Source organism: Nocardioides sp. P4_G4 (assembly GCF_056401085.1).
On sequence record NZ_JBFUKA010000058.1, the window covers coordinates 17,974 to 28,917 of the forward strand.

Genomic DNA, 10,944 nt, shown 5'->3' on the forward strand with positions numbered 1-10,944 from the left:
GGGTGGACGAGTGGTCCTCGTGGCTCACAGCTCTCGTTTCACGTGAAACAGCCGGCGGGATCAGGCAGCAGGATCAAGCGGGGAGGATCAAGCGGGGAGGATGACGACGTACCGCTTCGGCTCGGCACCCTCGGACTCCGAGGTGAGGCCGGCGGCCGACACGGCGTCGTGCACCACCTTGCGCTCGAACGACGTCATCGGGGTCAGCGACACCTGCTCGCCCGACTCCCTGACCTCGGCGATCTTCTCGGCGGCCAGCTCGATCAGCCGCGCGCGCTGCTCGGCCCGGTGACCGGACACGTCCAGCATGAGTCGGGAACGCTCGCCGGTCTCGCGGTAGACGGCGAGGCGGGTCAGCTCCTGGAGAGCGTCGAGGACCTCACCGTTGCGGCCCACGAGCTGCGACAGGTCGGCACCCACGATGGACACCGCGGCGCGGTCGCCCTCGACGTCCATGTCCAGGTCACCGTCGAGGTCCGCGATGTCGAGCAGCTCCTCGAGGTAGTCGGCGGCGATGTCGCCCTCCTGCTCGAGGCGCTCGACCTTGGAGGGGCGGCCGACCTCAGACGTGGCGTCGTCCGTCGTGGCGTCGTCCGTCGTGGCGTCGTCCGTGGTGGCGTCGACAGACACGTCGGCGGCGGCACCCTCCGGCTCGGTGGCGGTGCTGTCGGTGTCGTGCAGGGTCTCGGTCGGGTCGCTCACGGGCTCACTCCTGGATCGATCGGTGGGCAGCGGGTCTCCCCGCGGACAAGGGGGGAAGGGTCAGGAACCCTTGGGCTTCTTCTTCGCCTGACGCTGCGCCTTGGTCTGGCGCTTGGGCTGCACCCGCGAAGCGGGGGGCTCGACGACGGTCCCGGTCGCGGTGTCCAGCGAGTCCTGGCTCACCTCGGCCTCCGCGACGTGGCCCTTGCGGCGGGCCTTGGCCTGGTCGCGCTCCTGCTTGGCCGCGAAGGCGGGCGTCCCGGGGGCGGGGTTGTTGCGGATGACGTAGAACTGCTGGCCCATCGTCCACAGGTTGGAGGTGGTCCAGTAGAAGAGCACGCCGATCGGGAAGGCGATACCACCGACAGCGAAGACGATCGGCAGCACGTAGAGCAGCAGCTTCTGCTGCTGGGCGTACGGCCCGGTCAGGGCGTCGGCGGGCATGTTCTTGCTCATCAGCTGGCGCTGGGTGAGGAACGTGGTGGCCGTCATGGCGATCACCAGGAAGGCGGCGAGCACCCGCACGCTCGTGTCGTCGGTGCCGAGGAAGGTGTCGGAGATCTTGGCACCCAGGAACGTCGCGTCCCGGAACTGCAGGTTGAGCGTCTCCGTCATCAAGCCCTTGGGCTGGTGCGGGTTCTTCACCGCCTGGTCGATCAGGCGGAACAGCGCCAAGAAGATCGGCATCTGGAGCAGGATCGGCAGGCAGGACGCGAACGGGTTGGTGCCCGAGTCCTTGTAGAGCTTCATCGTCTCCTGGGCGAGACGCTCCCGGTCGTGGCCGTACTTCTTCTGCAGCTCCTTGACCTTGGGCTGGATCAGCTGCATGTTGCGACTGGACTTGATCTGCTTCACGAAGAGCGGGATCAGCGCCGCACGGATGACCAGCGTCAGGCCGACGATCGAGAGCACCCACGCGATCCCCGACTCGGGGCCGAAGATGTTGCCCCAGACGTTGTGCCAGCCCACCAGGACCGCGGAGATGGCGTAGTACAGCGGCGTCATGATGAATCCGCCGATGGAACTGAAGAAGTCGAGCACTCAGGCTCCTCGTGTGGAGGTCGGATCCGTGCCGACTGCTGCGGCGCGGGGAGGAACAGGGTCGTAGCCACCGGCGGCCCAGGGGTGGCACCGGCCAAGACGTCGTACGGCGAGCCAGCTGCCGCGGATCGAACCGTGCTGCGTGACTGCCTCGAGCGCGTACGCCGAGCAGGAGGGGTGGTAGCGGCAGACCTGGCCGTAGAGCGGGCTGATGACCGCGCGGTAGGCGCGGAGCAGTCCGATCAGCAGCAGTCTCACGCACGTATCCCGGTCACGACATCACCCTGGTCAGGCAACGGTCCAGATCGGCCCCGAGTTCCGTGTACGACGCCGTGGCGCTGGCCGGGAGGGCACGGACCACGAGCACGGCAGAACCCGGAAGCCCCTGCAGCGACGGCAGGTGCTCCCGGGTCAGGTGTCGGAGTCGACGCTTCACACGGTTGCGGACCACGGCGTTGCCCACCGCCTTGCTCACCACGAAACCGGCCCGGGCCGGATCGTTCGACCCGGTCCGTCCCAGGTGGACCACCAGGGTCCGGGAGCCGGAGCGGTGGCCGGAGCGGACGGTGGCGCGGAATGCGTCACTGTCGACCAGCCGGTGGTGCGCCGGCAGCACGGTCGTGGCCTCAGAGCAGACGCCGAGGCGTCGCTCAGACGGCCAGGTCCTTGCGGCCCTTGCGGCGGCGCGAGGACAGGATCGAGCGGCCGGCACGGGTGCGCATGCGCAGGCGGAAACCGTGCACCTTGTGACGGCGGCGGTTGTTCGGCTGGTACGTACGCTTGCTCACGAGTTTGTCTCCGATGCGTTTTCTGAGGTGTCCACTCCACAGCCGGTGGTGCGGTGTCCCCGTCCCGGTGCTGGGCACCGGCACGGGACGGCGCTTCGGCCGGCACCGCCCACCCACGCGCACGCCCCGGTGGGCGTGAAGTCGTGGACATGYGGCACCCGTCGACACGAAGTGGTGACAGGGGAAGGTGTGTGCATCGCCCAGAGGCGACCGGCCAACGGTACGCGGGAGGCGAAGACAGGGTCAAACCCGCGATGATGACACGATCCCCGGGCCTGTGGATGAAGCCTTGCCGCGCATGTCGGGGCCTTGTTACGTTGCGGCCCTCCCGGTGCGCAGGGTCGGCCCTCATCATCCCTCTCTCCCTGTCGTACGGCGGTCTGTCGCCGTCATCGGCGTCGACTCCCCAATGGTTCACAGTCTGTGGAAAACTCTGTGGAGCACCAGGCGATCGCACACCGCGGCCGGGTGGAGACCAGTGAGGCGTGGAGGCAGTCGTGGAAGACCCGGAGATCGATCTCGGAACGGTCTGGCGCGCGATCGTCCGCGACCTCCAGCCCAACCAGCGGGCCTGGCTGCGCGCCAGCGAGCCGGTGACGCTGCACGAGAGCACCGCGATCATCGCCGTCCCCAACGACTTCACCCGCAACCAGCTCGAGGGCCGGCTCCGGGGACAGCTCGAGGACTCGCTCAGCGACTCCCTCGGTCGCGAGATCCGCCTGGCGGTCACGGTCAACCCGGCGCTGGAGGACCAGAACGGTCCGACGCCGCTACCCGACGTACCCGACCACGCGGCTCTCGACATGTCGACAAAGCAACATGACGACTTGTTGACGTCCGGACCGTCCCCGTTCTCCCAGTCCACCGAGGAGGCCAACGAGGCACGCCGCGCCGGTTCGGCCCTCGAGACCCGTCTCAACCCCAAGTACACGTTCGAGACCTTTGTCATCGGCTCGTCCAACCGATTCCCCCACGCCGCGGCCGTCGCGGTCGCCGAGGCGCCGGGCAAGGCCTACAACCCGCTGCTCGTCTACGGCGAGTCCGGGCTGGGCAAGACCCACCTGCTGCATGCCATCGGCCACTACGTCCGCAGCCTCTACACCGGGGCCAAGGTCCGCTACGTCTCCAGCGAAGAGTTCACCAACGAGTTCATCAACGCGATCCGTGACGACCGGCAGGACCGGTTCAAGCGCCGCTACCGCGACGTCGACGTGCTGCTGATCGACGACATCCAGTTCCTCGAGGGCAAGACGCAGACCCAGGAGGAGTTCTTCCACACGTTCAACACCCTTCACAACGCGAACAAGCAGATCGTGCTGACCTCCGACCGGGCCCCCAAGCGGCTCGAGGCGCTGGAGGACCGGCTGCGCAACCGGTTCGAGTGGGGCCTCATCACCGATGTGCAGCCCCCCGACCTCGAGACCCGCATCGCGATCCTGCGCAAGAAGGCAGCGATGGACCGGCTGACGGCACCGCCGGACGTGCTCGAGTTCATCGCCAGCAAGATCCAGACCAACATCCGCGAGCTCGAGGGCGCCCTGATCCGGGTGACGGCGTTCGCCAACCTCAACCGCCAGGAGGTCGACATGACCCTGGCCGAGATCGTGCTCAAGGACCTGATCCCCGAGGGTGGCGAGCCCGAGATCACTCCCGGGCTGATCATCGCCCAGACGGCCGCCTACTTCGGTGTCTCCATCGAGGACCTCACCGGACCCAGCCGCGGCCGGCACCTGGTCATGGCCCGCCAGATCGGCATGTACCTGTGCCGCGAGCTCACCGACCTCTCGCTTCMCAAGATCGGCGCCGAGTTCGGCAACCGCGACCACACCACGGTCATGTACGCCGACCGCAAGATCCGCACGCTGCTCGCCGAGCGCCGCGCGGTCTTCAACCAGGTCAGCGAGCTCACCAACCGCGTCAAGATGCAGGCCCGTCAGTCCTGACCCCCCGGACCGCGACACGGGCCCACGGTCCGGATCGCTCGCCGGGGGTGAATCACACGGGTGTGCGATGTGGAGGACGTGTGGTTCCACCCGGCCTGTCGTGCACAGCCCCTGTGGGAATCACACGACCCGCACCGCACGGACCCCGCGCCGTGCACACACGGGCCGGTGTGTCGACAGGCTCCTCAACACCCCCTGTGCACAGCGATCGAGCCTGACGACCTGCGGCAATGGGAGTTGTCCACAGTTTCCACCGACGCTATGACTCCCACGAACCTCTACACGGATCGATCACTCGTCGAACACCACTCGGGCCCCTGCCTGGGGACAACTCGACACGCACCGCCCCGGGACCACCTCGAGGAGCCCGGCAACAACCTGCACGGACTGGTCCGAGGAATTGACCGGCATGGCAGGATTCACCTCCCGTGCGCAGGAACGTGTCATTCGTTGCTGCCCTCGATCCCTGATCGCTCTCCGCCTCCACCGCACCGAGGAGCCCGCAGTGAAGTTCCGCGTCGAACGCGACGTCTTCGCCGACGCCGTCGCCTGGGCAGCTCGTAGCCTCCCGGTCCGCCCCAGCGCCCCGGTGCTCGCCGGCCTGCTGATCGAGGCGAGCAACGAGGGCCTGGTGCTCTCGACCTTCGACTACGAGACGTCCGCCCGAGCCGACCTCACCGCCCAGGTGAGTGACGACGGCGCCGCCCTGGTGAGCGGCCGGCTCCTCGCCGACATCTGCCGCAGCCTGCCGAACAAGCCGGTCGACGTACTCCTCGAGGGCCCCAAGGTCCAGCTCACGTGTGGGTCGGCGCGGTTCAGCCTGCAGACCATGCCGGTCGAGGACTACCCCAAGCTCCCCGACATGCCCGCTGCCACCGGCACCGTCTCGAGCAACGACTTCGCCCACGCCGTCGCGCAGGCCGTGACCGCCGCCGGTCGCGACGACATGCTCCCGGTCCTCACCGGCGTCCGCATCGAGATCGACGGCGCGACGATGTCGCTGCTGGCGACCGACCGCTTCCGCCTCTCGCACCGCGAGCTGACGTGGAACCCGCAGACCCCCGACGCCTCGGTGGCCGCCCTGGTGCCCGCCAAGGTGCTCGGCGACACCGCCAAGTCCATGACCTCCGGGGCCGAGGTGACCATCGCTCTCAGCACCGGCGGCACCGGCGAGGGCCTGATCGGCTTCGAGGGCACCGGCCTGGGCGGCGTACGCCGCACCACCACGCGGCTGCTGGACGGGGAGTTCCCCAAGGTCCGCTCGCTGTTCCCCAGCGAGCACCTCACCGTCGCCAAGGTCAACAAGCAGGAGCTCATCGACACCGTCAAGCGCGTCGCCCTGGTGGCCGAGCGCAACACGGCGGTCCAGCTCAAGTTCGGTGACGACCAGCTCGTGCTCGACGCCGGGAGCGGCGACGAGGCGATGGCCACCGAGGCCATCGACGCCGAGATCACCGGCGAGGCCCTCACCACCGGGTTCAACCCGCAGTTCCTGCTCGACGGCCTCACCGCCCTCGACGGCGAGTTCATCGACCTGTCGTTCACCCAGGCCACGAAGCCGGTGGTCATCTCGAGCACCGACGGCACCGCGGACAACGGCTTCCGCTACCTGCTGATGCCGCGACGCCTCCTCAGCTGAGTCGCACGGCCGAGCCGCACTCCAGCACGACACAGACCCCCGAGATCTTGGGAGAAGCAATGGACATCGGACTCGTCGGCCTCGGCAAGATGGGCGGCAACATGCGCGAGCGCCTGCGCCGCGCCGGCCACACCGTCGTCGGCTACGACCGCAACCCCGACGTGAGTGACGCCGGCTCGCTCGCCGAGATGGTCGAGGCGCTGCCCTCCCCCAGGGTCGTGTGGGTCATGGTCCCGTCCGGCGACCCGACGCGCGCCACGGTCAAGGAGCTCGGCGACCTGCTCGCCGAGGGCGACGTGGTCATCGACGGCGGCAACTCGCGCTGGACCGACGACATCGCCAACGCCGAGCTGCTCTCCGACAAGGGCATCGGCTACGTCGACTGTGGCGTCTCCGGCGGCGTCTGGGGCCTCGACAACGGCTACGCCCTCATGTACGGCGGCGATGCGGCCGACATCGCCACGGTGCAGCCGGTCTTCGACGCCCTCAAGCCCGAGGGCGACTTCGGTGCCGTCCACGCCGGCAAGGTCGGCGCCGGCCACTTCTCCAAGATGGTCCACAACGGCATCGAGTACGCCGTGATGCAGGCCTACGCCGAGGGCTGGGAGCTGCTCGAGGCCGCCGAGGTCACCGACAACGTGACCGAGGTCTTCCGCTCCTGGCGTGAGGGCACCGTCATCCGCTCCTGGCTCCTCGACCTCATGGTCGCGGCCCTCGACGACGACCCCGGCCTGAGCCAGATCGCCGGCTACGCCGAGGACTCGGGCGAGGGACGCTGGACCGTGGAGGCCGGCATCGAGCACGCCGTGGCCACCCCGGCCATCACCGCCGCGCTCTACGCCCGCTTCGTGTCCCGCCAGGAGGACTCGCCGACCATGAAGGCAGTCGCGGCGATGCGCAACCAGTTCGGCGGCCACGCCGTCCGGACCGCGGCCCCCAAGGGCGGCGACGCCGGCGCGACCGGTGACGGGCCCGACCAGTCGGGTGCGGCCCAGCAGGCCGGCGCCGGCGAGGGCCACCAGACGGGCGAGAGCTAGGCACCACGTGCATGTCGCGCACCTGACCCTGCACAACTTCCGCTCCTACGCCGACCTCGACGTCGAGCTGGGTCCGGGCGCGACGGCGTTCATCGGACGCAACGGCCAGGGCAAGACGAACGTGGTCGAGGCGATCGACTACCTCTCCCGGCTCTCCTCCCACCGCGTCGCCTCCGACGCCCCCCTCGTCAAGGCCGGCACCGACCAGGCGGTCGTGCGCGCGGCGGTCGTGCGTGACGGGCGGACGGCGGTGCTCGAGGTCGAGCTCAACCCCGGACGGGCCAACCGCGCCCGGATCAACCGGTCCCCGCTCCCGCGGCCCCGCGAGATCATCGGGCTGGTGCGCACGGTGGTCTTCGCCCCCGACGACCTGACCCTCGTCAAGGGCGACCCCAGCGACCGGCGCAAGCTCCTCGACGACCTGATCGTGCTGCGTACCCCGCGGATGGCCGGCGTCCGCTCCGACTACGACCGGGTCCTCAAGCAGCGCAACACCCTGCTCAAGACGGCCGGCCTCGCACGCGGCGAGGCCCGCGAGACGGCCCTGTCGACGCTGGGCGTGTGGGACGCCCACCTCGCCGGGGTCGGCGCCGAGCTGCTGGCCCACCGCTTGCAGCTGGTCGACGACCTGCGTCCCTACCTCGGCAAGGCCTACGAAGCCGTGGCCCGCGGCGCGAGCCGCGACGACGCCGAGATCGAGTACAAGCCCTCCTTCGACCTGGAGGGGGCCACCGAGGCCGCGGACCTGAGCGAGGCGCTGCTGGCCGAGCTGGAGCGTCGCCGCAAGGACGAGCTGGACCGTGGCATCTCGCTCGTCGGGCCGCACCGCGACGAGCTGCTGCTCACCCTCGGCACGGGCAGGCAGGCGGGCGACCTGCGGCTGCCGGTCAAGGGCTACGCCTCGCACGGGGAGTCCTGGTCCTTCGCGCTCGCGCTGAGGCTCGCGTCGTACGACCTGCTGCGTGCCGACGGCGACGACCCGATCCTGGTGCTCGACGACGTCTTCGCCGAGCTCGACGGGGAGCGCCGCCAGCAGCTGGCCGAGCTCGTCGCCGGCGCCGAGCAGGTGCTGGTCACCGCGGCCGTGGCCGCCGACGTGCCGATCGCCCTCCAGGGCGTCCGCTTCCTGGTGGCCGACGGGGAGGTACGCCGTGACGAGTGACCCGCCCGAGACCGCGGGCGACGCCGGGCAGGAGCGGCCAGCCGCCGAACCTGTCGCCGAGCCGACGGAGCCGACCCCCGGCGAGACCCCCGTCGACCCCGGTCCGGAGCACCGTGACGACGGGCTCGACCTCGCGCGTGCGTCGCGCCGCGCGGCCGGCGCGGTTCCCGGGCAACCGGTGGCGAAGAAGCGCCGGCGCACGGCGTCCCCGTTCGACGCCCCCCGCCGCCGGGGCGGGCCGCGCACGTCCGGGGCCTTCCCCTCGGACCGTGACCCTCAGCTGGTGGACAACGCCCTGGAACGGCTCATCTCCAACCACGGCTGGGAGCTGGACCTGCGGGTGCAGTCGGTCTTCGGACGCTGGGCCGAGCTGGTCGGCGACGAGGTCGCCTCGCACTGCACCCCCGAGTCCTTCGCGGACACCCGGCTGGTGGTGCGGACCGACTCGACCGCGTGGGCGACCCAGCTCAAGCTGCTCGCGCCCACCGTCGTACGACGGCTCAACGAGGAGCTCGGTCACGGCACGGTCACGGTCATCGACATCCTGGGACCCCACCTGCCGAGCTGGAAGAAGGGCCGCTTCTCCAGTCGTGACGGGCGGGGTCCGCGCGACACCTACGGGTGATCGGGTGCCCGCGGACGGCCGCGTCGAAATGACGATCTACCGGCCGCTCGCCCGTACAGGGACCTGTCCGACCCCCTGATCGGCGCTCCGCGAGGCCCTCACGGCGCCCTCAGAGGCCCTTTTCGTCCACAGATGACCCGATTCCTGGAGTCCATGCGTGGATTGTGGGCGCGTGACCGGTAGACTGAGGCCACGGGTCGCCGGCTCACCAGTCGCGGCCCTCTCCCATGTCACCGACCCGTACGGGTCGAGAAGCAGATGAGGTACGCGTGAGCGACGGATCCGCCCCCGAGCTGCCCAACGGCGTCGAGTACGACGCCTCCGCGATCCAGGTGCTGGAGGGTCTCGAAGCGGTCCGCAAGAGGCCCGGCATGTACATCGGCTCGACCGGTGAGCGCGGCCTGCACCACCTCATCTGGGAGATCATCGACAACGCCGTCGACGAGTCGATGGCCGGCTACTGCGACCGCATCATCGTGACCCTGTGCGCCGACGGGAGCGTCCGCGTCGAGGACAACGGTCGCGGCATCCCCACCGACACCGCGCCCGGCCAGGACATGCCCGCGCTCACGATGGCGCTGACGATGCTGCACGCGGGCGGCAAGTTCGGCGGCGGCGGCTACAAGGTGTCCGGCGGCCTGCACGGCGTCGGCGTCTCGGTCGTCAACGCGCTGTCGACCCACCTGCACGCGCAGGTCCGCAACCGCGGGCACCTCTGGCGCCAGACCTTCAGCCTCGGCGTCCCCGACGGCGGGCTCGAGCAGGTCCGGCCGATGGAGGACGACGAGCGCACCGGCACCACGATCACGTGGTGGGCCTCCGAGGACATCTTCGAGACCACGACGTACAACCTCGAGACGATCACCAACCGCATCCGCGAGATGGCGTTCCTCAACAAGGGCCTCGAGATCGTGGTGCGCGACGAGCGCGCCCACGCCGACGACCTGGCCGACGCCGTGGGCGACAGCACCATCGATGCCAGCGTCGACCAGGGCGGTGCCGACGCGATCAAGAAGACGGAGGCCGGCCTCGAGCGGATCTTCAGGTACGACCGCGGCCTCGTCGACTACGTCGAGCACCTCAACCGGCGCAAGGACAAGGCCAACCCGACGATCATCTCCTTCGAGGCCGAGAGCCCGGAGAGCAGCGGGGCCCACATGAGCCTCGAGGTGGCGATGCAGTGGAACACCTCGTTCACCGAGTCCGTCCACACCTTCGCCAACGCGATCAACACCCACGAGGGCGGCACCCACGAGGAGGGCTTCCGCTCCGCACTCACCTCCCTGGTCAACAACTGGGGCGAGGAGTGGGGGCAGATCAAGAAGAAGGAGGACCGGGTGTCGGGCGACGACATCCGCGAGGGCCTGACGGCGATCATCTCCATCAAGATGGAGGAGCCGCAGTTCGAGGGGCAGACGAAGACCAAGCTCGGCAACACCGAGGCCAAGGGATTCACCCAGCGMGTGGTCAACGACCAGCTGGGCGCGTGGTTCGAGCAGAACCCCGCCGAGGGCAAGGACATCGTCCGCAAGTCCCAGGCCGCGGCGTCGGCGCGCATCGCCGCCCGCAAGGCCCGCGACCTGGCCCGCAACCGCAMGGGCCTGCTCGGCGGCGGTGGCCTGCCCGGCAAGCTGAGCGACTGCCAGTCGACCAACCCGGCCGAGTGCGAGGTCTTCATCGTCGAGGGCGACTCGGCCGGCGGCTCCGCCCGCCAGGGCCGCGACCCCCGCGTCCAGGCGATCCTCCCGATCCGCGGCAAGATCCTCAACGTCGAGAAGGCGCGCATCGACAAGGTGCTCGCCAACACCGAGGTCCAGGCGATCATCTCGGCGCTCGGCACCGGCATCCACGAGGAGTTCAACCTCGAGAAGCTGCGCTACCACAAGGTCGTGCTGATGGCCGACGCCGACGTCGACGGCCACCACATCAACACCCTGCTGCTGACGTTGCTGTTCCGTTTCATGAAGCCGCTCATCGAGCACGGCTACGTCTACATGGCCCAGCCGC

At 69.6% G+C, this 10,944-nt stretch carries 11 protein-coding genes; 6 read left to right on the top strand and 5 right to left on the bottom strand.

Annotation, left to right across the window (positions count from 1 at the left end; all coding sequences use genetic code 11):
- Nucleotides 1-87 precede the first annotated feature (87 nt).
- From AC1DQF_RS14400 to rpmH, 5 genes are read right to left on the bottom strand one after another with little or no spacing between them, the layout of a single operon-like run.
- Nucleotides 88-732, bottom strand: a complete 645-nt coding sequence (locus AC1DQF_RS14400) for a Jag family protein (RefSeq protein ID WP_477525915.1) — start codon at nt 730-732, stop codon at nt 88-90.
- 30 nt (nt 733-762) lie between these two features.
- Complete coding sequence (gene yidC / locus AC1DQF_RS14405) at nt 763-1,707, bottom strand: membrane protein insertase YidC (protein WP_477525916.1); 945 nt, start codon at nt 1,705-1,707, stop codon at nt 763-765.
- Nucleotides 1,708-1,743: 36 nt separating this feature from the next.
- The gene (gene yidD / locus AC1DQF_RS14410; RefSeq protein WP_477525907.1) at nt 1,744-2,001 is read right to left on the bottom strand and encodes a membrane protein insertion efficiency factor YidD; all 258 of its coding nucleotides are present in this window, start codon (nt 1,999-2,001) and stop codon (nt 1,744-1,746) included.
- A 13-nt stretch (nt 2,002-2,014) separates the two neighbouring features.
- Complete coding sequence (gene rnpA / locus AC1DQF_RS14415) at nt 2,015-2,359, bottom strand: ribonuclease P protein component (RefSeq protein WP_477525908.1); 345 nt, start codon at nt 2,357-2,359, stop codon at nt 2,015-2,017.
- 34 nt (nt 2,360-2,393) lie between these two features.
- The gene (rpmH, locus tag AC1DQF_RS14420; RefSeq protein WP_056887998.1) at nt 2,394-2,531 is read right to left on the bottom strand and encodes a 50S ribosomal protein L34; all 138 of its coding nucleotides are present in this window, start codon (nt 2,529-2,531) and stop codon (nt 2,394-2,396) included.
- Between the two features lie 485 nt (nt 2,532-3,016).
- Here rpmH and dnaA point away from each other — a divergent pair, with 485 nt between their 5' ends.
- The 6 genes from dnaA to AC1DQF_RS14450 all read left to right on the top strand — a co-directional run.
- Nucleotides 3,017-4,474: a chromosomal replication initiator protein DnaA gene (gene dnaA, locus AC1DQF_RS14425; RefSeq protein WP_477525909.1), complete on the top strand. Its 1,458-nt coding sequence runs from the start codon at nt 3,017-3,019 to the stop codon at nt 4,472-4,474.
- A 505-nt stretch (nt 4,475-4,979) separates the two neighbouring features.
- Nucleotides 4,980-6,113 carry a DNA polymerase III subunit beta gene (dnaN, locus tag AC1DQF_RS14430; protein ID WP_477525910.1) on the top strand — a complete coding sequence of 378 codons (1,134 nt, stop codon included), beginning with the start codon at nt 4,980-4,982 and terminating at the stop codon, nt 6,111-6,113.
- Between the two features lie 59 nt (nt 6,114-6,172).
- Nucleotides 6,173-7,150: a phosphogluconate dehydrogenase (NAD(+)-dependent, decarboxylating) gene (gnd, locus tag AC1DQF_RS14435; protein ID WP_477525911.1), complete on the top strand. Its 978-nt coding sequence runs from the start codon at nt 6,173-6,175 to the stop codon at nt 7,148-7,150.
- Between the two features lie 7 nt (nt 7,151-7,157).
- Nucleotides 7,158-8,312, top strand: a complete 1,155-nt coding sequence (recF, locus tag AC1DQF_RS14440; protein WP_477525912.1) for a DNA replication/repair protein RecF — start codon at nt 7,158-7,160, stop codon at nt 8,310-8,312.
- Nucleotides 8,302-8,937 (top strand): DciA family protein, encoded by a 636-nt coding sequence (locus tag AC1DQF_RS14445; protein ID WP_477525913.1) that lies wholly within the window; start codon nt 8,302-8,304, stop codon nt 8,935-8,937. Before recF ends, AC1DQF_RS14445 begins: the two co-directional genes overlap by 11 nt.
- Before the next feature lie 227 nt (nt 8,938-9,164).
- The coding region (locus AC1DQF_RS14450; protein WP_477525914.1) for a DNA gyrase subunit B at nt 9,165-10,944 on the top strand (1,780 nt) is incomplete at its 3' end.